Source organism: Actinocorallia sp. API 0066, assembly GCF_020991275.1.
In the GTDB taxonomy this organism is placed as follows: Bacteria; Actinomycetota; Actinomycetes; order Streptosporangiales; family Streptosporangiaceae; genus Actinocorallia.
Map to the genome: position 1 here is coordinate 573,065 of NZ_JAJLQY010000001.1, position 20,888 is coordinate 593,952.

At 70.3% G+C, this 20,888-nt stretch carries 18 protein-coding genes and 2 tRNA genes; 12 read left to right on the plus strand and 8 right to left on the minus strand.

Features of this window, described 5'->3' with window-relative positions:
* Positions 1–113 precede the first annotated feature (113 nt).
* Entirely contained in the window at positions 114–1,469 is a 1,356-nt protein-coding gene (locus tag LO762_RS02635; protein WP_230612048.1) for an AarF/ABC1/UbiB kinase family protein, read from the minus strand.
* A 224-nt stretch (positions 1,470–1,693) separates the two neighbouring features.
* Here LO762_RS02635 and LO762_RS02640 point away from each other — a divergent pair, with 224 nt between their 5' ends.
* A complete protein-coding gene (locus LO762_RS02640) occupies positions 1,694–2,209 on the plus strand; it encodes a M48 family metallopeptidase (protein ID WP_230612049.1) in 516 nt (171 codons plus the stop codon).
* Between the two features lie 31 nt (positions 2,210–2,240).
* On the opposite strand, the gene LO762_RS02645 is transcribed toward LO762_RS02640, so the two are convergent.
* On the minus strand, positions 2,241–2,813 hold the full coding sequence (locus LO762_RS02645) for an NUDIX hydrolase (RefSeq protein ID WP_230612050.1): 573 nt from the start codon (positions 2,811–2,813) through the stop codon (positions 2,241–2,243).
* Positions 2,810–4,168, minus strand: a complete 1,359-nt coding sequence (locus LO762_RS02650) for a zinc-dependent metalloprotease (protein ID WP_230612051.1) — start codon at positions 4,166–4,168, stop codon at positions 2,810–2,812. Before LO762_RS02650 ends, LO762_RS02645 begins: the two co-directional genes overlap by 4 nt.
* Before the next feature lie 90 nt (positions 4,169–4,258).
* Here LO762_RS02650 and LO762_RS02655 point away from each other — a divergent pair, with 90 nt between their 5' ends.
* From LO762_RS02655 to LO762_RS02665, 3 genes are read left to right on the plus strand one after another with little or no spacing between them, the layout of a single operon-like run.
* Positions 4,259–5,317 carry an NAD-dependent epimerase/dehydratase family protein gene (locus tag LO762_RS02655; protein WP_230612052.1) on the plus strand — a complete coding sequence of 353 codons (1,059 nt, stop codon included), beginning with the start codon at positions 4,259–4,261 and terminating at the stop codon, positions 5,315–5,317.
* 15 nt (positions 5,318–5,332) lie between these two features.
* Positions 5,333–5,773, plus strand: a complete 441-nt coding sequence (locus LO762_RS02660) for a molybdenum cofactor biosynthesis protein MoaE (RefSeq protein ID WP_230612053.1) — start codon at positions 5,333–5,335, stop codon at positions 5,771–5,773.
* Between the two features lie 21 nt (positions 5,774–5,794).
* A complete protein-coding gene (locus LO762_RS02665; protein WP_230612054.1) occupies positions 5,795–6,883 on the plus strand; it encodes a PDZ domain-containing protein in 1,089 nt (362 codons plus the stop codon).
* A gap of 27 nt (positions 6,884–6,910) precedes the next feature.
* Here the strand turns inward: LO762_RS02665 and LO762_RS02670 are convergent, their stop codons facing one another.
* Positions 6,911–7,399 (minus strand): PPA1309 family protein, encoded by a 489-nt coding sequence (locus LO762_RS02670; RefSeq protein ID WP_230612055.1) that lies wholly within the window; start codon positions 7,397–7,399, stop codon positions 6,911–6,913.
* A gap of 176 nt (positions 7,400–7,575) precedes the next feature.
* Here LO762_RS02670 and LO762_RS02675 point away from each other — a divergent pair, with 176 nt between their 5' ends.
* Together LO762_RS02675 and LO762_RS02680 are read left to right on the plus strand one after the other, a co-directional pair.
* On the plus strand, positions 7,576–10,437 hold the full coding sequence (locus LO762_RS02675; RefSeq protein WP_230612056.1) for a UPF0182 family protein: 2,862 nt from the start codon (positions 7,576–7,578) through the stop codon (positions 10,435–10,437).
* A 45-nt stretch (positions 10,438–10,482) separates the two neighbouring features.
* Positions 10,483–10,556, plus strand: a tRNA-Met gene (locus tag LO762_RS02680).
* A gap of 509 nt (positions 10,557–11,065) precedes the next feature.
* Here the strand turns inward: LO762_RS02680 and LO762_RS02685 are convergent.
* Positions 11,066–11,896 (minus strand): siderophore-interacting protein, encoded by an 831-nt coding sequence (locus LO762_RS02685; protein ID WP_230612057.1) that lies wholly within the window; start codon positions 11,894–11,896, stop codon positions 11,066–11,068.
* 131 nt (positions 11,897–12,027) lie between these two features.
* Positions 12,028–12,462, minus strand: a complete 435-nt coding sequence (locus LO762_RS02690) for a nitroreductase family deazaflavin-dependent oxidoreductase (protein WP_230612058.1) — start codon at positions 12,460–12,462, stop codon at positions 12,028–12,030.
* Positions 12,463–12,582: 120 nt separating this feature from the next.
* Between LO762_RS02690 and LO762_RS02695 the strand changes: the two genes are divergently transcribed.
* From LO762_RS02695 to LO762_RS02715, 5 genes are all read left to right on the plus strand, one after another.
* Positions 12,583–12,720 carry a GPGG-motif small membrane protein gene (locus LO762_RS02695; RefSeq protein WP_230612059.1) on the plus strand — a complete coding sequence of 46 codons (138 nt, stop codon included), beginning with the start codon at positions 12,583–12,585 and terminating at the stop codon, positions 12,718–12,720.
* 230 nt (positions 12,721–12,950) lie between these two features.
* On the plus strand, positions 12,951–14,333 hold the full coding sequence (locus tag LO762_RS02700; protein ID WP_230612060.1) for a glutamine synthetase family protein: 1,383 nt from the start codon (positions 12,951–12,953) through the stop codon (positions 14,331–14,333).
* Positions 14,334–14,350: 17 nt separating this feature from the next.
* Positions 14,351–15,715 carry an aldehyde dehydrogenase gene (locus LO762_RS02705; RefSeq protein WP_230612061.1) on the plus strand — a complete coding sequence of 455 codons (1,365 nt, stop codon included), beginning with the start codon at positions 14,351–14,353 and terminating at the stop codon, positions 15,713–15,715.
* A gap of 15 nt (positions 15,716–15,730) precedes the next feature.
* Positions 15,731–16,495, plus strand: coding sequence for a 3-oxoacyl-ACP reductase (locus LO762_RS02710; protein WP_230612062.1), 765 nt, complete (start codon positions 15,731–15,733; stop codon positions 16,493–16,495).
* A gap of 84 nt (positions 16,496–16,579) precedes the next feature.
* Positions 16,580–16,653: transfer RNA gene (locus LO762_RS02715), tRNA-Met, on the plus strand.
* Positions 16,654–17,048: 395 nt separating this feature from the next.
* On the opposite strand, the gene LO762_RS02720 is transcribed toward LO762_RS02715, so the two are convergent.
* On the minus strand, positions 17,049–18,101 hold the full coding sequence (locus LO762_RS02720) for a glycoside hydrolase family protein (protein ID WP_230612063.1): 1,053 nt from the start codon (positions 18,099–18,101) through the stop codon (positions 17,049–17,051).
* Between the two features lie 13 nt (positions 18,102–18,114).
* Positions 18,115–19,491: an MFS transporter gene (locus tag LO762_RS02725; protein WP_230612064.1), complete on the minus strand. Its 1,377-nt coding sequence runs from the start codon at positions 19,489–19,491 to the stop codon at positions 18,115–18,117.
* A gap of 50 nt (positions 19,492–19,541) precedes the next feature.
* Between LO762_RS02725 and LO762_RS02730 the strand changes: the two genes are divergently transcribed.
* Positions 19,542–20,624, plus strand: a complete 1,083-nt coding sequence (locus LO762_RS02730; protein WP_230612065.1) for a hypothetical protein — start codon at positions 19,542–19,544, stop codon at positions 20,622–20,624.
* Positions 20,625–20,888 lie beyond the last annotated feature (264 nt).

The window sequence follows — 20,888 nt, forward strand, 5'->3', positions numbered from 1 at the left end:
GGGCCGGACGCCGAAGTCCGGCCCCTGCGGATCATGGGAAAGGGGCGCCCGTCACCACGACGGGCGCCCCTTCGACGTCTCACGGCGCGGGCCGGGTCAGGCGCCGGGACCGGTCAGTCCTCGGGGGCGGGGCCGCTGGTGGCGGCGTCCTCGCCGGTGGGCTCGCCGGGCGCGAACCCCTTGACCCACCGGATCGCCTCGGCCCGGAAGGGCCCCTCGCACTCCAGTTGGCACAGCACCCCGGTGCCCAGGCCGATCGTCCGGTGCACCAGCACGTAGTCGTTCGGCAGGTTGAGGTAGCGGACGACGTTGTCGGGCCGCAGGTCGGTGACCCGGGCGGCCTGGTCGCGCAGCCACTCGCGGCTGAACTTGAACGTGTCGGCGCGCATCGGCACGGCGAGCGGTTCGATGAACGCGGCGAGCGCCGCGGCGTCCACCTCGACGCCGTCGCGGATGATCCCCTCGGCGCGGCAGGCGGCGACGATCTCGGCGGGGTCGCCGAGCGCGCCGATCCGCATGAGGGTGCCGATCTCCTCCTGCATGCCGCCTTCGAGCCTGTCGACGGCGCCGAAGTCGATGACGCCGAGCCGTCCGTCCTCCATCAGCCGGAAGTTGCCGGGGTGCGGGTCGGCGTGCAGGTGGCCGCAGCGCGGCGGCGCGGAGAACAGGAACCTGGCGAACAGCAGGCCCGCCCTGTCCCGCTGCTCCTGGGTGCCGTCCGTGATGATCTTGGCGAGGGGGATGCCGTAGATCCACTCGGTGACCAGGACGGTGCCGGACTGGGCGACGACCTCGGGCACGAGGAAGTCGGGGTCGTCGGCGTACGCCTTGGCGAAGGCGCTCTGTGAGGCGGCCTCGACGGTGTAGTCGAGCTCCTCGCGGACGCGGTGCTTCAGCTCGTCGAGGATGCTGCGGATGTCGGCGCCGGGGAACAGCACTCCGACGAGCTTGCCGACGCGGGCGAGCTGGTTGAAGTCGCTGATCAGCGCCTTGCCCGCGCCCGGGTACTGGACCTTGACGGCGACCTCGCGCCCGTCCTTCCAGACCGCCTTGTGCACCTGCCCGATCGACGCGGCGGCGGCCGGTTTGTCGTTGAAGGACCGGAAGTTCTCCCGCCAGTCGGGCCCGAGGTTCTCGGCGAGGACCCGGTGCACGGTGGCGACGGGCATCGGGGGCGCGGACTCCTGGAGCTTGGTGAGGGTGGCGCGGTAGGGCCCGGCGATCTCGGGGGGCAGCGCCGCCTCGAAGATCGACAGGACCTGGCCGAACTTCATGGCCCCGCCCTTGAGTTCGCCGAGGACCTTGAAGAGCTGCTCGGCGGTGCGGGTCTGGATCTCGTTCGCGACGGCCTCGGCCGAGCGTCCGATGGTCTTTTTGCCGAGGCCCAGAGCGGTGCGGCCGGCGAAGCCCAGGGGGAGGGCTGCCAGCTTGGCGGTTCGCGTCACGGCGCGCAGGGGTAGGTCGCTCACGGCTTCATTCTCCGCGATCCTCCTTCGTTCCCGCCACAACCAGACGGTCCCGATGTAAGTATTCGTTTACCGCACCCGGTCGGGTGTCTTATATCACGTTTAGTCGACAGGCGTCCCAATGCTGGGGAGAAGTTCTGGGCGAGACGTGGTGTTTGTCAGGTTTTACCTGGTCAACCGCACGCGGGGCCTGGGGAAAACGGAAAGTTTCGGCTACGGTTCTGCATGTGCCCCCCAACGTCGAGGTCCGCCGAAGCGCCCGACGCCGGAGAACAGTCTCGGCTTATCGCGACGGCAACAAGACCATCGTGCTGCTGCCCTCCCGCCTGACCAAGGCCGAGGAGGAATACGAGATCGCGCGCATCCTCCAACGCCTGGAGGGCCGTGAGCGCAGGTCACGGCCGCCGTCCGAGGACGGTGAGCTGCTGGACCGTGCCAGGGAGCTGTCCCGGCGCTACCTGGACGGCAGGGCCCAGCCGCGGAGCGTCCGCTGGGCCGCCAACCAGCGCAGCCGCTGGGGCTCCTGCACCCCCGACGACGCGTCGATCAGGATCTCCACCATGCTGCGCGGCATGCCGAGCTGGGTGGTGGACTACGTGATCGTGCACGAGCTGGCCCACCTGCTCGAACCCTCCCACAACGCCTACTTCTGGGACCTCGTCGGCCGCTACCCCAAGACCGAGCGGGCCCGCGGCTACCTGGAGGGCGTGGCGGCGGCGCCGCACCTGGAGGCCACCGGCTGACGGTGGCCGCACCCGGCCACTTTCCGCGCCGTTATCGGCGGCCCGGACGCGGCAGCACCGCCGGATCGACGGCAGCCGCCCGCGCCACCAGCGCCCGCAACGCGTCGTCGGTGAGGCCGGGCAGCGCGTCCACCGGGAACCAGCGCAGGTCGTCGGACTCGTCGCTGATCGTGTGCCGCGCGCCCTCCGGCGCGACCGCCAGATACTGGACGTCCAGGTGCCACGAGCCGCCGGGATGGCACGGCACCGCGTGCCGGTCGAGCTGCACGGGCTCCGCCGACAGGACGAGCCCCTCGATCCCGGACTCCTCGGTCGCCTCCCGCAGCGCCGCTTCCGCGAGCGACGGATCGCCCGCCTCACAGTGGCCGCCCATCTGGAGCCACAGTTTGACCTTGCCGTGCAGCGTCAGCAGGACGGCCGACCTGTCCGCGCTCAACACGAGGGCGCTCGCCGTCAGATGGCCCGCCGCGCACTCCCGCCACATCCCGTCCGGATGCGCGTCGAGATGGGCGAGGAAGTCACGCCGCACCGCCTCCTGGGCCCGTGAGGGCGCCCGCCAGCCCTTGAGGACGCGGACGGCGTCGGCGTGCAGCCCGCCGATCACGCGTCCGGACGGCCCCCGGCGCCGTCACCGCCCTGGTCTTCGGACGGGGGAAGTTCGTCCAGTTGGGACAGGTCGAAGTCCGCGTCCGAGGAGTGCAGGAACGCGTCGGGGTTCGCCAGGTCGTCGGCGGTCGGGATGAGGTCGGGGTGTGCCCACAGGCCGTCCCTGCCGTCGACGCCCTTGAGCGCCGTCACCGACTGCCACAGCGCCTCGGCCTCACGCAGCCTGCGCGGCCGCAGTTCGAGCCCGACCAGCGCGGCGAACGTGTGCTCGGCCGGGCCGCCGGTGGCGCGGCGCCGCCGGATCGCCTCGGCCAGCCGGTCCGCGCTGGGCAGCCGCCCCGCGGCCGCCGCCGCCACGACCACCCCGACCCAGCCCTCGACCAGCGCCAGCAGCGTCTCCAGCCGGGCCAGCGCCGCCTTCTGCTCGGGCGTCTCCTCCGGCGTCAACTGGATCTCGCCGCCGAGCGCCTCCTGGAGCGCCTGCGGGTCGCTGAGGTCGAGGCCGGAGATCTTGTCCTCCAGGCCCGAGAGGTCGACGCTGATGCCGCGCGCGTAGTCGCCGACCGCGTTCAGCAGCGCCGACCGCAGCCACGGCACGTGCGCGAACAGCCGCTGGTGGGCGGCCTCGCGCAGCGCCAGGTACAGCCTGACCTCGTCCAGCGGGATCTCCAGGCCCTCGGCGAACGCGTCGACGCCCGCCGGCAGCAGCGCCGCGACGCCCTCGGGCGCCAGCGGCAGGCCGACGTCCGCCGAACCGATGATCTCCTTGGCCAGGGTGCCGAGCGCCTGCCCGGCCTGGCCCGCGACCATCGCCCCCGCCATCTGCTTGACCATGCCGATCAGCGGCCCCGCCATCGCCGCCATCTCCGGCGGGATCTGCCCGCCGGGGCCGTTCATCGCGCCGCCCATCGCGCTGACCATGCGCTCGGCGATCGGATCCACCACCTGCTCCCACACCGGGAGCGTCGCCTCCAGCCACTCCGAGCGGCTCCACGCCTTGGCCGAGCGCACGCCCGCAGGCAGCACGGTGCCCTCGTCGAGCCACAGGTCGGCCAGCCGTAGCGCGTCCTCGACCTGGCGGCGCTGGGCGTCCACCACCGACGGGTCGCCCGCCTCCACCACGAGGTGCCGCGCGATGTTGCGCACCATCTCCCAGTTGACGGGTCCGGAGCCGCCCGCGCCCATGCCGCTCAGCATGTCGGCGAACTGGTGCAGCATGTCCGCGAACTGCCGCATGTCGCCGCCGCCGGGGCCGCCGGGGCCGAAGCCCATGCCGAAGGGGTCGCCGGGCTTGCCGTCGCCCTCGCCGTCGTCGTCGGAGGACCGGTTGAAGCCGAAAGGAGTGTCGCCCATCAGAATCGCCTTAGGCTGCGGGGAAAGGCCATAACCTCAAAGGTAGTCGCTTTCCGGAGCGAGCCGCGGCCGCAGAGGGGGGCGTTCGCCATGAGCACAGGGGACCGCAGGGTCGTCGCCGTCACCGGCGCCGCGTCCGGAATCGGACAGGCGCTCACCGCCAGACTCGCCGCGTCGGGCAGGTTCGCGCGGGTCATCGCGCTGGACACCGCCCGAGGCGAGGCGCCCGGCGCCGTCTGGCGGGTCGTCGACATCCGCGACCCGGTCCTGGCCGGACGCCTCTCCGACGTGGACGTCCTCGTGCACGTCGACGTGGATCGGTCGCCCGAAACCGACCCGAAAGAGCGCCGCACCTACAACGTGCGCGGCGCCCAGACGGTGATCGCCTGCGCGGCCGGGGCCGGCGTGCGCAGCGTCGTGCTCCTCAGCTCGGCCTCCGTCTACGGGGCGACGGCCGACAACCCCGTCCCGCTGGCCGAGGACGCGCCGCTCCGGGCCGAACCGGACACCTCCGTGGCCGGGGACTTCCTGGAGATCGAGGAACTGGCCGCCAGCAGGCTCCACCCGGGCGTGCGGATCACCATGGTGCGTCCGGCGGCCCTGGTCGGGCCCGGCGTGGACACCGTCGTCACCCGGCACTTCGAGGCGCCGCGCCTGCTCAAGGCCAAGGGCGTCGAACCCCGCTGGCAGTTCTGCCACACCGACGACCTCGTGACGGCCCTGGAGCTCGCCGCGCACGGCGACGTCACCGGCGCGGTCGCGGTCGGATGTGACGGGTTCCTCACCGGCCCGGAGGTCGAGCGGATCACCGGCAAGGCGGGGTTCGAGCTGCCCGCGTCCCTCACCTTCGGCACCGCGCAGCGCCTGCACCGCCTCGGCCTGACGCCCGCGCCCGCCACCGACCTGCACTACGTCGTCTACCCGTGGGTGGTGGACTGCGCCCGGCTGCGCGCGGCCGGATGGAAGCCCGTGCACGACAACGAGTCCGCGTTGCAGGCGCTGCTGGAGGAGTCGGCGGGCCGCCACGCCGTCGTCGGCCGCAGGGTCGGCGGCAAGGAGGCGACCATGGCGACGGCGGCGGGCGCGACGGTCGCGGTGATCGGCGCCGCCGCGGCGGTCCGCCGCGCCCGCAGACGGCGCAGGCTCTAGCGGTATTTTCTCCCCGTGAGCGTAATCCGACTGCTGGACATCCGCGAGACACCGCTGTCCGTCGACGAGGTCGTCGCCGCGGTCCAGGACGCCGTGGCCGGGGGCACCGCCTTCTTCGCAGGCACGGTGCGCGACCACGACCGCGCCCACGACGGCTCGGGCAGCAAGGCCGTCACCGCGCTGTCCTACAGCGCCCACCCGAGCGCGCGCGACAGGCTCCGCGAAGTGATGGAGAAGGTCGCCGCCGACCTCCCCGTGACGGCCCTGGCCGCCGTGCACCGGGTCGGCGACCTTGTGGTCGGCGACCACGCGGTGGTCGTCGCGGCCGCCGCGCCGCACCGGGGCGAGGCGTTCGAGGCGTGCCGCCGCCTCATCGACGACCTCAAGCGGGACGTGCCGATCTGGAAGCACCAGCACTTCGCCGACGGCACCGCCGAGTGGGTCGGCGCCTGTTGAAGTGCCCCTAGGCTTGCGGACATGGTCTCCGATGTCTCGCGGCGCCTGCGCGGGCGCCTCCCGAACCGGCGGGCGCTGACCCTCACCGTCGTCGCGGTGCTCGTGCTGCTCCTGGCGCTGGCCGGGGCCGTCATGCCGGTGCCGTACGTGTCGCTGCGGCCGGGGCCGACGCTGAACACGCTCGGCGTGAACCCGCAGACGGACAAGCCGCTCATCGAGATCACCGGCGAGCAGACCTACGCCGACAACGGCCACCTCAACTTCACCACCGTCGCCTACACCGGCGACCCCGACCGGCCGCTCACCCTCTACGGGGCGCTGCGCGACTGGCTCGACCCCGACCGCGCCGTCGTCCCGCAGGAGACGATCTTCCCCAAGGGCGAGACGGCCGAGGAGGTCGAGCAGGAGAACACCGCGCTCATGGCCGACTCCCAGCAGACGTCGGTGGCGGCCGCGCTCACCCAGATGGGCGAGAAGCTCACCACCGAGTCCGTCGTCGTCGGCGTCGAGAAGGGCATGCCCGCCGAGGGCACGCTGGAGACGGGCGACAAGATCACCGCGGTGGACGGCACCCCGGCCACCCAGACCGCGCAGATCACCGGAAAGCTCCGGGAGTACAAGGCGGGCCAGCAGGTCACGCTGACCGTGGTGCGCGACGGCAAGGAGCGCACCGAGACGCTGACCATGGCCGCCCACCCCAAGGAGCCCGACAAAGCCGTCGTCGGCGTGAAACTCGCCGACAGGTACGTGCTGCCGATCGACGTCAAGATGAACGTCGGCGACATCGGCGGGCCCAGCGCCGGGCTGATGTTCGCGCTCGGCATCTACGAGCTGCTCACCCCCGGCAGCCTCACCGGCGGCAAGTTCATCGCGGGCACCGGCACCATCACCATGGACGGCCAGGTCGGCGCGATCGGCGGCATCCAGCAGAAGATGATCGCCGCCCGCGACGCCGGAGCCACCGTGTTCCTCGTCCCGCCCGGCAACTGCCCGGCCGCCCTCGACGCCGCCCCCGACGGCCTGCGCCTCGTCAAGGCGGAGACCCTCGACAGCGCCGTCAAGAGCCTCCAGGCGCTCCAGGACGGCAAGGGCCAGGTCCCCGCCTGCTGACGGGATGTGACGGCGTCACCAGCGCGCTCAGTCCGGCAGGAGGGTCTGTGCCAGCGCGTCCGTGACGTCCGGCACGAGGTCGGCCGCCGACAGGAGATCCTCCTCGTGGTTGCGGATCCGCAGGACCGCGTGCCTGTCGCCGTCCCGCAACACCCCCACGACGATCTTCAGCTCCTCGTGCCGGGGATGCGCCAGCGCCCACGCCACCGCGTCGCCGTCCTCCGGGATCTCCTCCTCGACCTCCGGCGGCAGCGTCACCCGGACCATCGCCAGCGCCGCGCCCGTCACCGTCGGCGGCCACACGATGCCCGGAAGCAACGCGCCCACGTCGCCGTCGTCGAGATCGCCCTGGTCCACCGCGGTCAGCGCGTCGTCGGCCGACAGGCCAAGCTGCGCCGCGAGTTCCGGCTGGACACGCAGCAGTTCCCCGGTCTCCACCAGCGCGAACAGGCGCGGCGGCCCGTCCCAGCCGGTCTGCGCCTCAATGCTGCGTACGGTCTCTTCGAGAGGGCTCATGCCGTCATTCTTCCGTTGCCGACCTGATGCTCGCAGTCGGGAACCGCGCGGGATGTCGGTAAGTTGCTCCTAGTGCCGACAGGAACTTGAGGAATCGGAGGGAAGCCGTGAGCTTCCGAACCCCGCGCCCGGGCGGGCGTCGCGTCCCCGAAGGGAGACCGCGGCTACTCGCCCCGGTGCTGATCACGCTGGCGGTGGTGGTCGCGCTGTTCTTCATCGCGACCGGCTTCTGGACGGATCTGCTGTGGTACCGGTCCCTCGGAGACGGATTCTCCAAGGTCTTCACCACCCAACTACGCACCCGGGTGATGCTGTTCTTCCTCGGCGGCCTGCTCATGGCCGCCGCCGTCGGCGTCAACATGGTGATCGCCTACCGGCTGCGGCCCGCCTACCGGCCCGTCTCGGTCGAACAGCAGGGCCTGGAGCGCTACCGCGCCGCCATCGACCCGCACCGCAGGATGGTCTTCGTCGCCCTGCTCGCCGCGATCGGCCTGTTCACCGGGCTGTCGTCGGCCGGGCAGGTGGGCACCTGGCTCGCCTTCACCAACCGCACGAGCTTCGGTGAGAAGGACGCCCAGTTCGGCATGGACGTGTCGTTCTTCGTGTTCACCTACCCGTTCCTGCGACTCATCCTCGGCTTCCTGTTCGTGCTGGTGGTGCTGTCCATCATCACCGCGGTCGCCGTCCACTACCTCTACGGAGGGCTCAGGCTGCAGGGCGCGGGCGACAAGGCGTCGCCCTCGGCACGCGCCCACCTGTCCGTCCTCGTCGGCCTCTTCGTGCTGCTCAAGGCGATCGCCTACTGGTGCGACCGGTGGGGCCTGGCCTACTCCGAGCGCGGCAAGGTGACGGGCCCCGGCTACACCGACGTCAACGCCGTGCTGCCCGCCAAGACGATCCTCGCGTCGATCGCCCTGATCTGCGCGATCCTCTTCTTCGTCAACATCTGGCGGCGCGGCATGATGCTGCCCGGCGTCGGCTTCGGCCTCATGGTCCTGTCGGCGATCCTCATCGGCGGCGTCTACCCGCTGCTCATCCAGCAGTTCCAGGTGAAGCCGAACGAGCTCGCCAAGGAACGCCCCTACATCGAGCGCAACATCGACGCGACCCGTGACGCGTTCGGCGTCGCCGGCGTCGACGAGCAGAACTACGCGCCGACCAAACAGCCCGACGCCAAGGAGGTCGAGAAGTACTCCGCGACCATCCCCAACGTCCGGCTGCTCGACCCGACGCTGCTGTCCCCGACGTTCCGGCAGAACCAGCAGCTCCAGGGCTTCTACACCTTCTCCGACCCGCTGGACATCGACCGCTACCCCGACGCGAACGGCGACATGCAGGACACCCTGGTCGCCGTCCGCGAGCTGACCGGGCCGCCGCCCAGCGCGTCCGGCTGGGTCAACGAGCGGCTCACCTACACGCACGGCTACGGCTTCGTCGCCGCCCCCGGCAACAGGGTCGACGCGCAGAGCAAGGGCCCCGTCTACACCGCCTCCGACATGCCGCAGTCCTGCGAGGTCGCGGCCAAGGACGGCGAATGCCAGTTCGCCATCGACAAGCCGCAGGTGTACTTCGGCGAGCAGTCGCCCGCCTACTCCATCGTCGGCGTCCAGGAAGAACTCGACTTCCCCAACGGCCCCCGCACCGTCTACAGCGGCACCGGCGGCGTCCGGATGGACTCCTTCTTCAACCGCGTCGCCTACGCGATGAAGTTCCGCGACCGCAACATCCTGCTGTCCGGCAACATCAAGGAGCAGTCGCGCATCCTGTACGACCGCAACCCGCGTGAACGCGTCCAGAAGGCCGCGCCCTGGCTCACCGTCGACGGCAACGCCTACCCCGTCGTCGCGGGCGGCCGGATCGTCTGGGTCGTCGACGGATACACCACCTCCAGCGGCTACCCCTACTCCGAGCGGATCAACCTCCAGGACACCACGTTCGACAGCAACAGCGAACGGCCCGCCGTCGGCAGGCAGCCCGGCGCGGAGGTCAACTACATCCGCAACTCCGTGAAGGCCACCGTCGACGCCTACGACGGCACCGTCACGCTCTACGCCTGGGACGAGAACGACCCCGTCCTCAAGACCTGGCGCAAGGCGTTCCCCGGCACCGTCAAGGCCAAGAACGAGCTCCAGAAGGCGTTCGGCGGCGAGGTGTTCGACCACATCCGGTACCCCGAGGACCTGTTCAAGGTGCAGCGCAGCGTCCTGCGCAGCTACCACGTGACCGACCCGTCGTCCTTCTACGACGGCCAGGACACCTGGCAGGTGCCCGTCGACCCGACCGAGACCGGCGTCACCGAGCCGCCGTTCTACCTGACGCTCCAGATGCCGTCACGGGACGACGAATCGGAGCCGGAGAAGCCCGCGTTCTCCCTCACGTCCACCTATGTGGCGCGAAACGGGACGAACCTCACCGGCTTCCTCGCCGCGAACAGCGACCCCAAATCCGAGAACTTCGGCGAACTACGGCTCCTCCAGGTGCCACGCGAAGTGTCCATCCTCGGACCAGGACAGATGCAGAACGCCTTCAAGGGCAACGACAAGGTCGCACCCGTCCTCAACCGGCCCGCCGGAAGCACCACCCAGGTCGTGTACGGCAACCTGCTGACACTCCCGTTCGGCGGCGGCTTCATGTACGTCCAACCCGTCTACCAGCAGTCCGCGACCGGAGCGAAGTTCCCCGTGCTCGGCTGGGTCCTCGTCAGCTTCGGCGACCAGATCGGATTCGACACCACCTTCGAAGGCGCCCTCAAGCAGGTCCTCCAACCCGGCACCAAAGTGCCCGAGACCGGCCAGGACACCGACACGCCCACCACACCCGGCACCGGCTCGTCCCCATCCGTCCAACAGGCCATCGACGCCGTCAAACAGGCGTTCCAGGAATCCCAGGACGCCCTCAAGAGCGGCGACCTCAAGAAGTACGCCGAAGCCCAGGACAAACTCAGCCAGGCCATCAACAACCTGGTCGAAGTCCAAAGCCGCGTCGAAGACGAGCCCGCCACACCCGCACCCACCCCCAGCCCCACACCCACCAACTAACCAAATTGCCTAAGCCCGCTCCACCCCGTAGACTAAACCTACCGACGCGGGGTGGAGCAGCTCGGTAGCTCGCTGGGCTCATAACCCAGAGGTCGCAGGTTCAAATCCTGTCCCCGCTACGAGACTGTGGCCCCCTGGTCGCTTCCTTCGGAAGCTTCCAGGGGGTCTCTTCGCGTTTGTCGGGGGGGCGACCCCCCGAGCCCCCCGGTGTGGGGGCTGCCGCCCCCACGCCCCCGCCGCGCACCTTGCGCTTGGCGCTTGGCTGGGCTGGAAACTGCCTAGTGGCCCTCTGCCTTTGGCTCTGGCTGGGCTGGAAAGTGCCTGGTGGCCCTCTGCCTTTGGCCTCAGCTGAGGTGGAATCTGCCCGGTGCCCGGTGCCCGGTGCCCGGTGCCCGGTGCCCGGTGCCCCTGGCTGGGGTGGAAAGTGCCTGGTGGTGCTTTGGCCTTGGCCTTGGTTGGGGTGGGAGCTTGCGTCGGTGCGTCGGTGCGTCGGTGCGTCGGTGCGTCGGTGCGTCGGTGCGTCGGTGCGTCGGTGCGTCGGTGCGTCGGTGCGTCGGTGCGTCGGTGCGTCGGTGCGTTGTTTTGGTGGGGGTTGGGATTGGGGGGTGTTCTTGGGGGTTGGGTGGGGTTAGGGGAGGGTGGTGGCTTCTTCGGCTTCTACTTCGGCGGTCCAGGTGGGTTTTGAGGATTGCCAGGTTTCTTCGGTGGAGCCTTGGCGCCAGTAGCCGGAGATGGAGAGGTGGGAGAGGGGGATTTTTCGGGTTTGGCGGAGGTTGCGGCGTAGGGATTTGACTAGGGTGGCTTCGCCGTGGATGAAGGCTTGGAGGTTGTTGGTGGGGAAGTTCAGGGCTTCTATGGCGGCGGTCAGAGGGGTGCCGATGGGGGAGTTGTGGCGGTGTAGCCAGGTGACGGTGAGGCCGGGGTGGGTGGGGAGGGGGATCTCGTCGGCGGGGGTTTCCACCTCTATGAGGGCTTGGGCGGTGGTGTTGGCTGGGAGGTGTTCCAGGGAGGCGGCTATGGCGGGGAGGGCGCTTTCGTCGCCGGCCAGGAGGTGCCAGTCGGCGGTGGGGGAGGGGCGGTAGGAGCCGCCGGGGCCGGTTAGCCAGAGGTCGTCGCCTGGGTTGGCGTGGGCGGCCCAGGGGGCGGCGATGCCCTCGTCGCCGTGGACTACGAAGTCGAGGGTGAGTTCCTGGGCTTTGGGGTTCCAGGTTCGGACGGTGTAGGTGCGGGTGATGGGCCAGTCGGCTCTGGGGAGGTCTCGGCGGATGGCGGCCGGGTCGAAGGGGACGGGGGAGTCGGGGCGGGGGAACTGGAGTTTGACGTAGTGGTCGGTGAACTCGCCCGCGTGGAAGCGGGCCAGGTCGTCGCCGCCGACTACCACGCGGACTAGGTGTGGGGTCAGCCATTCGGTGCGGATCACGGCGGTGTGGTACGGGGCGGGGGTGCGGCGTTCGGCCATCTTTTGGGCTCCTTGGTCGCGATGGGCGATAGCTCGACGATGTCTTTTCGATATATCGAATGTATCTGACATGTCAAGCACCTGGGGGCCGTCGGGCGGCGCCCCGACGGCCGGTCGGCCCGTGTGCGGCGTCAGGCGGGTTCGAGCACGAAGACCGGGATCTTGCGTTCGGTCTTCTTCTGGTACTCGGCGTAGTCGGGCCACGCCTCGACCGCGAGCTGCCACCACTGGTCGCGTTCCAGGCCCTCGGCGATCCGCGCGGTGTACTCCTTCGGCTCGGGGCCGTCCTGGAGCAGGACGCGGGGCTCGGCGACGACGTTGTGGTACCAGACGGGGTTCTTGGGGGCGCCGCCCAGGGAGGCGACGACGGCGTAGCGGGTGCCGTCCGTCACACGCATCAGCGGGGTTTTGCGGATCTTGCCGGTCTTGGCGCCGCGCGTCGTCAGGATGACGACGGGCTTGCCGCGCATCGTGTTGCCCTCCTTGCCGCCGGTCCGCTCGTAGAGCTCGACCTGCTCGGCGGCCTGGGCGTGGGGGCTCGGCGTGTACTCGCCTTGGAGAGCCATGGGTCGTTCCTTCCTCTCGGCTCCCTCCACGTTTTCATGCCGCACCGACAGTCCGAACCGGTGGGGTGCCCGAGGTTTGGCATATCTCTGACTGGTAACGATAGGTCTATGATTACCCTTTTGTGGCTGATCGCCGTCGTTCTCGTAATTTACGGTATTTACGTGCTGATCGCCCAGCGCAATGTCCTCCTGGGCATCGTGCTCATCGTCCTGGGCCTGATCATCGGCCCCGGCGGCGTGAGCATCTTCAACCCGTAGGGACACAAATCCCCGCCCGGCCGGAGCTCCGCTCTTCGGCCGGGCCAACCCCTGCCCGGAATTCAATCTCCTGAATTAATCGGATTTTTCCGTCCATTCACCGCCCCGTGCGCCTGCTCCGCACCGGGCCGTCCCGGCGAAGATCACGCCCGCCCGGCACGTCCGATCCGGCGGGCGGGTGGTTACGTCGTTGTTTCCGTGCTTGACCTGGTGGCTCTGCTCGCTCGTTAATGGTCTTGCACCACACCCGTCGCCGAGTGGAGGACCGCGTGACCCTTGAGGAGCTGCGGGTCGCCGCGGACACCGGCCGGATCGACACGGTCGTCATCGCGTTCACCGACGTGCAGGGGCGGCTCCAGGGCAAGCGGCTGTCAGCGCGCTACTTCCTGGAGGAGGTCGCCGGGCACGGGTCGGAGGGCTGCAACTACCTGCTGGCCGTGGATGTCGAGATGAACACCGTCGACGGCTACGCGATGTCGTCCTGGGAGCGCGGCTACGGCGACTTCGTGATGCGCCCGGATCTCAGCACCCTGCGCCCGGTGCCCTGGCAGGAGGGGACGGCCCTCGTCCTGGCCGACCTGTTCTGGGAGGACGGCACCGAGGTCGTCGCCTCGCCCCGGCAGATCCTGCGTAAGCAGCTCGACCGGCTTGCGGCGCTCGGCCTACGCGCCTTCGTGGGGACGGAACTGGAGTTCATCCTCTACGCCGACACCTACGAGGCCGCCTGGAACCGCCGCTACCGCGACCTCACCCCCGCCAACCAGTACAACGTCGACTACTCCCTCCTCGGCACGTCCCGGGTGGAGCCCCTCCTGCGGCGCATCCGCAACGCCATGACGGGCGCGGGCATGTACGTCGAGTCCGCCAAGGGCGAGTGCAACCTCGGCCAGCACGAGATCGCCTTCCGCTACGCCGAGGCGCTCACCACGTGCGACAACCACACCCTGTACAAGACGGGCGCCAAGGAGATCGCCGCGCAGGAGGGCATGGCGCTCACGTTCATGGCCAAACCCAACGAGCGTGAAGGCAACTCCTGCCACATCCACATCTCCCTACGCGACGAGTACGGCGTCCCCGTCCTGGCGGGCGACGGGCCGTACGGGCTGTCGGAGATCGGCGAGCGGTTCATCGCAGGGCAGCTCGCCTGCCTCCGCGACCTCACCCTCCTGTACGCGCCCAACATCAACTCCTACAAGCGCTACCAGCCCGGATCCTTCGCGCCGACCGCCCTGCACTGGGGCATCGACAACCGGACCTGCGCGCTCCGCCTCGTCGGCTACGGCCACTCGCTCCGCCTGGAGAACCGGGTGCCCGGCGGCGACGTCAACCCCTACCTCGCCGTCGCCGCGCTCGTCGCCGCCGGCCTGCACGGGATCGACGAGGAACTGGAGTTGCCCGAGCCGTATCGGGGGAACGCCTATGCCAGCGGCGCGCCCACCGTCGTGCGGAGCCTGCGGGAGGCCGCCGCCGACTGGACGGCGAGCCCGCTCACGGCCGGGATGTTCGGCGGCGAGGCCGTCGCGCACTACGCGAACGCCGCGCGCGTCGAACTCGACGCCTACGACAGGGCGATCACCGACTGGGAGCTCGTCAGGGGCTTCGAGCGGCTCTAACGGAAGGGGCGGATCCGGTGCACCTCGACGTGCTCAACCCGGCGACAGAGGAGATCGTCGCCACCGTCCCCGCCGCGTCGGCGCAGGAGGTGGACGCCGCCGTCGCGCGGGCACGGGCCGCCTTCCCCGCCTGGCGGGACGTCGCACCGGGCGACAGGGCGCGGCTGCTGCGGGCGTTCGCGGAGAAAGTCGATGTGCACGCCGAGGAACTCGCCGTCCTCGAAGTCCGGGAGGCGGGCCACCCGATCGCTCAGGCCCGCTGGGAGGCCGCCAACCTCCGGGACGTCCTCCACTACTACGCCGGGGCCCCCGAGCGCCTCACGGGCCTCCAGATCCCCGTCCCGGGGGGTGTGGACGTCACCTTCAAGGAGCCGCTCGGCGTCGTCGCGGTGATCGTGCCGTGGAACTTCCCCATGCCGGTGCTCGGCTGGGGCGTCGCGCCCGCGCTCGCGGCCGGGAACACCGTGATCGTCAAACCCGCCGAATGGACGCCGCTGACCGCCCTGCGGGTCGCCGAACTCGCGCTGGAGGCCGGGCTGCCCGAAGGTGTGCTCCAGGTCGTCCCCGGAGAGGGGCCCGTGGCGGGACGGCGGCTCGCCGACCACCCGGACGTGCGCAAGATCGTCTTCACCGGCTCGACCCGGGTAGGGAAGGAGCTGATGGCCGCCTGCGCGCCCGACGTCAAACGGCTCACCCTCGAACTCGGCGGCAAGAGCGCCAACATCGTCTACGCCGACGCCGACCTGGAACGCGCGGCGGCCACCGCCCCCTACGCCGTCTTCGAGAACGCCGGACAGGACTGCTGCGCCCGCTCGCGCATCCTCGTCCAACGCGACGTCTACGACAGGTTCCTCGCCCTGCTCGAACCCGCCGTCAGCGGCCTCGTCGTCGGCGACCCCGGCGACGAGAAGACCGAGATCGGGCCGCTCATCAGCGCCGCCCACCTCGCCAGGGTCCGGTCCTACGTGCCCGACGACGCGCCCGTCGCCTTCCGCGGCGAGGCACCCGACGGGCCCGGCTTCTGGTACCCGCCGACCGTCCTCGCGACCCCCGACTTCCGCTCCGTGCGGGCCTGGCACGAAGAGGTGTTCGGACCCGTCGTCACCGTCGCGCCCTTCACCGACGAAAGCGAAGCGATCGCCTTGGCCAACGACACCCCGTACGGGCTGTCCGGCTCCATCTGGACCCGCGACATCGGCCGCGCCCTGCGCACCGCCCGGGCCGTCCAGGCCGGCAACCTCTCCGTCAACTCCCACTCGTCGGTGCGGTACTGGACGCCGTTCGGCGGATACAAACAGTCAGGGCTCGGCCGTGAACTCGGCCCCGACGCCCTCGACGCCTTCACCGAAACCAAGAACGTCTTCCTCAACACCGAACCCTAGGGAGCACCCGCGCCCATGCAGCGCCTCGCAGACCGCGTCGCCGTCATCACCGGCGCCGCCTCCGGCATCGGACTCGCCTCCGCCCGGCGCTTCGCCGCCGAAGGCGCCCGCGTCGTCGTCGCCGACCTCGACGAGACCGGCGGCAAAGCGGCCGCCGCCGAGATCGACGGCCTGTACGTGCCCGTCGACGTCACCGACGAAGAAGCCGTCCGCGCCCTCTACCAGACCGCATGGGACACCTACGGGCGCCTCGACATCGCCTTCAACAACGCGGGGATCTCCCCGCCCGACGACGACTCCATCCTCGACACCGGCATCGACGCCTGGCGCCGCGTCCAGGAAGTCAACCTCACCAGCGTCTACCTGTGCTGCAAGTACGCCATCCCGCACATGCGCGCCCAAGGACGCGGCTCCATCATCAACACCGCCTCCTTCGTCGCCCGCATGGGCGCCGCCACCAGCCAGATCTCCTACACCGCCTCCAAGGGCGGCGTCCTCGCCCTCTCCCGCGAACTCGGCGTCCAGTTCGCCCGCGAAGGCATCCGCGTCAACGCCCTCAGCCCGGGACCCGTCAACACACCCCTCCTCCAGGAACTCTTCGCCAAAGACCCCGAACGCGCCGCCCGCCGCCTCATCCACATCCCCGTAGGCCGCTTCGCCCAACCCGAAGAGATCGCCGCCGCAGCCGCCTTCCTCGCCTCCGACGACGCGAGCTTCATCACAGCCACCGAATTCCTGGTCGACGGCGGCATCTCCAGCGCCTACGTCACCCCCCTCTAACCAACCCCCACCCCCACCCCCACCAGGCACTCCACCCCCGATTTGCCTAACCCACCCCCACCCCATAGCCTTTAACCACACCGACGCGGGGTGGAGCAGCTCGGTAGCTCGCTGGGCTCATAACCCAGAGGTCGCAGGTTCAAATCCTGTCCCCGCTACGAGTCTGAGGCCCCCTGGTCGCTTCCTCCGGAAGCTTCCAGGGGGCCTCTTCGCCGTGTTTGCCCGGGGGGCGACCCCCGGACCCCCGATGTGGGGGCTGCCGCCCCCACGCCCCCGCCGCCCCACTCACCCTTGGTCCTCGGCCAGGCTGGAAAACTGCCCGGTGACCCTTTGCCCTTGGCCTTGGCTGAGCTGGAAACTGCCTGGTGGCCCTTTGCCCTGGTTGAGCTGGAAAAATACCGTGGGTTTTTGGTCTTGGCTGGGGTGGAAGTTGGCTGGTGGGGCTTGGGGTGGGGTGGGGGGCTCTTGGGGGCTTGTTTGGTGGGGGAATGGCGGTGGCCGCATGGAGAACCATGCGGCCACTGGGCTTTTTGGGGGGTGGGGGTGCTGTGGGTTACTTGTAGGTGGGGCGGGTGGAGAAGGTGGTGCCGGCGGGGGTGGGGGTGCTGTTGGGGTAGAAGAGGCCGGTTTGGGATTGGGTGGTGGGCATGGCGAACCAGGCGTAGCGTTTGATGTATTTTTCTTTGGCTAGCATTTTGGTTGCTTCGCGGAGGAAGGCGGCCTGTTGCTTGAGGGTGGGGTAGCGGGGGGCGCCTTGGGTGAAGTCCGTGAGGGCGAATTCGGTTAGCCAGATGGGCTTTTTGTAGCGCTTGTGGACGGCGCGGAGGTACTGGCGGAGTTGGAGCGCGGCGGGTTTGGCTCGGAAGTCGGCGCCGTACCAGTGCAGGGTGATGAAGTGCACGGGCATGTTGCGGGACTTGGCGCCCTTCATGAAGCGGTCCAGCCAGCCGCCCGGCGTGGCGCCGCCGGTGGCGACCGAGGGGCTGCCCAGGGTCTTGCCGGTCGCGACGAGGCGCGGCCACAACTCCAGGGCCTGCTCCACCGACATGTTGGCCTGGTCGCCCAGGTCCGGCTCGTTGAAGCCCAGGAGGTACCTGCTCTTGGCCTTCTTGGCCTTGGCGACGTCGCCGATGGTGGCGGCGCGGTGGATCATCGGGACGAACTCGACGCCCTTGGGGGCCTTCACCCCGGCGCGGTCGGCGCCCCAGCTGTAGAACCAGCAGGCGCGCGACTTCTTCATCGACTTCGCCGAGTTCGCGACGGCCCAGGTGGCGACGCCCTTGAAGCACGCCTTCTTGGCCTTCTCCTGGACCTGCTGCTGCGGCGCCTTCTTCGCGACCGGAACCGGCACCTCCATCAGCGGCGCGGAGGCCGTCGGGGTGACGGGCTGGGGCGCGGCGATGGACGGCGGCGGCGCCGCGGTCTTCGGCAGGCCCTCGGGCACCGGCGGCGGCTGCGCCGCGACGGGCGGGGGCGTCACCCAGCCGGCGGGCTGGGGATCGCGATGATCGATGTAGGCGTATCCGGCCAGCCCGACCACCGAGGCGGTGCACAATCCGACGGCGACGGCCTCGACGGCCCGGCGATTCCTGCGCGAGGGGGTCACGGCAGGCACTCTCTCACGGATCGGGGCGATCCGTCTTCCGCCTACGGATTCCGAAGAAAGAGACGAGTCCGCCGATGACGCAGAGTACCGCCGAAGTCACCATCGCCCGGGGAAAGCCGTCTTCTAGTGACTTGTCGGCGCCGGAGACGAGCGGCAGCACCGCGACCGCGAGCAGCCCCGCGATCCTGGAGACCGCGTTGTTCGTGCCGGAGGCGATCCCCGCGAAGTCGGTGGGGACCGCGCCCATGACGGTCGCCGTGAGCGGCGCGACGGTGAAGGACATGCCGAGCGCGAACACCAGCATCCCCGGCAGCACACCTGTCACGTAGGTCGCGCCGGGCTGTGCCAGCGCGAGCAGCCCCACGCCCACCCCCGCGAGGACGGGCCCGATGGTCAGGGGAAAACGCGGCCCCACCTTCTGTGAGAGCGCCCCCATCCGGGACGACAGAAGCAGGATCACGATGGTGAGCGGCAAGGTGGCGAGGCCCGCTTCCAGCGGCGAGTACCCCATCGTGTTCTGGAGTTGCAGGGTGAGCAGGAACAGCGCGCCGGAGAGCGCGGCGTAGACGGCGAGCGTCGTGATGTTCACGCTGACGAACGTGGCGGAGCGCAGGAGGCGGGGCGGGAACAGCGGGTCGGGGTGGCTCCGTTCGATGAGCCCGAACGCCACGAGCGCCAGCACCCCGATGACGCCCGCCGCGATCGTCAGCGGATGCCATCCCCTTCCGGGGCCTTCGATGAGCGCGTAGATGGTGCCGCCCAGGCCCAGCGTCACCGCGACGGCCCCGGGGTAGTCCAGGCGGCGGTCCCGCGTGGACGTCTCGGGCACGCCCTTCAGGGTGACGGCGAGCGCGACGGCCGCGATCGGCACGTTGATGAAGAAGACCCAGCGCCAGGACGCCACCTCGACGAGCCAGCCGCCCAGGAACGGCCCGAGCGCGGTGGAGACGCCGGACAGGCCCGCCCACCGGCCGATGGCGCGGCCCCTGTCCTCGTCGCACATGGTCGCCTCGATGATGGCGAGGCTGCCGGGCACCATGAGGGCCCCGCCGACGCCCTGCGCGAGCCGGGCCAGCACGAGGGACGTCCCGTTCCAGGCGAACCCGCACAGGCACGAGGCGACGGTGAAGGCGACGAGGCCGATCGCGAACACCTTCCGGTGCCCGTAGCGGTCGCCGAGGGCGCCGCCCAGGAGGAGGAGCGCGCCGAGGGTGAGCAGGTAGCCGTCCAGGACCCACTGGAGGGTGGCGAGGCCGCCGCCGAGTTCGCGGCCGATGGCCGGGAGCGCCACGTTCACCACGGTGCCGTCGAGGAAGGCGATGCCGCTGCCGAGGACCGTCGCGAGGATGATGGACCGGCCCGTGGCCGAATCGAGCCGGACCCCGTTCACGCGTGTAGGTTACCCACCGGGAACAGCGGAGGAGGGGACGCGGAGTGCGGGTGTCGGTACCCGCCGCCATCGGAGTGGCGGCGCTGCTCACGCTCTCGGTGGGGGTCGCCGTTGTGGCGGGTGAGTGGGACAAGGAGCGGTACGCCGATCTTGAGGTGTCCCAGGAGGTCGCGCACGTCCCCGGCGAGGAGACCAAGATCATCACGGTGGCGCCGCTGAAGAAGCGGTACACGCCGCACCTCCTCATCGCCGGGACGAAGCCGCTGCCGGAGGGCGTGGCGGTCAGGGTGCGCAGGCTGAAGGGCGTCAAGGTCGCCGAGGTGGTGGACGGGGCGCGCACCCAGGTGGCGGGCCGCCAGGTGGGCCTGCTCGGGGTGGACCCGTCCACGTTCCGGAACCTCGCGCCGAAGGAGTCGGCGAAGCTCGACGGGCTGTGGCGCAACGTCGCGGGCGGCGACGTGGTCATCTCCTTCACGGGGCCCGCGCTGGGCACCGTCGTCAAGGCGGGCGCGAGCGGTCTCGGGGCCAGCGCGCGGATCGGCGCGGTCGCGCCGATCGGCGTGCCGGGGGTGCAGGCGATCGTCTCGCGGGAGCAGGCGCAGCGGCTCGGCCTGGCGACGGGCAACGCGATGGTCGTGAGCGCGCCGGGCGCCGACCTGAAGGGGCTCAGGACGCGGCTGCGCAAGGTGCTGCCGAAGGACGTCAAGGTGACGGTGCTGCCGCAGCAGCGGTCGGGCACCGTGCAGGTGGCGAACACGGCGCGGTCGCCGCTCAGCGGGACGGCGGGCTGCACCATCCACATGCAGGCGGTGCGCAACGAGCTGGACGCGCTGTTCGGCCCGTTCCCGGTGATCGGCTGCATGCGTCCCGGCGACCCGCAGGACCACGGCATAGGCAACGCGACCGACTACATGCTGAGCGCCGGCGGCCGGATGCCGACCGACGCGTGGATGGCCGTGGGCGACCGCGTCTCCAACTACGCGATCACCAACTGGCAGCGGCTGGGCGTCAAGTACGTCATCTGGCGCCAGCACATCTGGAACCCGAGCGTCTGCCAGTGCTGGCGCGTCATGGGCGACCGTGGCTCCCTCACCCAGAACCACTTCGACCACGTCCACATCTCGGTCCACTGACCCCCGGAACCCCCCAACCCCAGAACACCCTTTGACGGCAGGTCAGCCCCACTCCACCGGAAGATGCCCTTTACCGGTGTTTGCTGGGTTGCTATCTTCCGTGGATTTCCGGCGGGGAACGTCAGAGGTATGACAGTTCCGCCCATTCCTCCTGGCCCGCTGCCCGAGCCGGAGCCGACCCCGCTTCCGCCGCCGATGCCGGTGCGTCCGCCGAGGCCGCCGGGCCCGCCGATCCCGCAGCCGCCGCAGCCCACCCCGGCGCCG

What these genes read in the sequence shown, in the direction of transcription:
- LO762_RS02690 (WP_230612058.1), bottom strand. Translation starts at nt 12,462, where the DNA reads ATGGCTCTCCAAGGCGAGTACACGCCGAGCCCCCACGCCCAGGCCGCC.
- LO762_RS02670 (WP_230612055.1), bottom strand. Translation starts at nt 7,399, where the DNA reads ATGAGCCCTCTCGAAGAGACCGTACGCAGCATTGAGGCGCAGACCGGC.
- LO762_RS02710 (WP_230612062.1), top strand. Translation starts at nt 15,731, where the DNA reads ATGCAGCGCCTCGCAGACCGCGTCGCCGTCATCACCGGCGCCGCCTCC.
- LO762_RS02655 (WP_230612052.1), top strand. Translation starts at nt 4,259, where the DNA reads ATGAGCACAGGGGACCGCAGGGTCGTCGCCGTCACCGGCGCCGCGTCC.
- LO762_RS02650 (WP_230612051.1), bottom strand. Translation starts at nt 4,168, where the DNA reads ATGGGCGACACTCCTTTCGGCTTCAACCGGTCCTCCGACGACGACGGC.
- LO762_RS02700 (WP_230612060.1), top strand. Translation starts at nt 12,951, where the DNA reads ATGGTCTTGCACCACACCCGTCGCCGAGTGGAGGACCGCGTGACCCTT.
- LO762_RS02665 (WP_230612054.1), top strand. Translation starts at nt 5,795, where the DNA reads ATGGTCTCCGATGTCTCGCGGCGCCTGCGCGGGCGCCTCCCGAACCGG.
- LO762_RS02685 (WP_230612057.1), bottom strand. Translation starts at nt 11,896, where the DNA reads ATGGCCGAACGCCGCACCCCCGCCCCGTACCACACCGCCGTGATCCGC.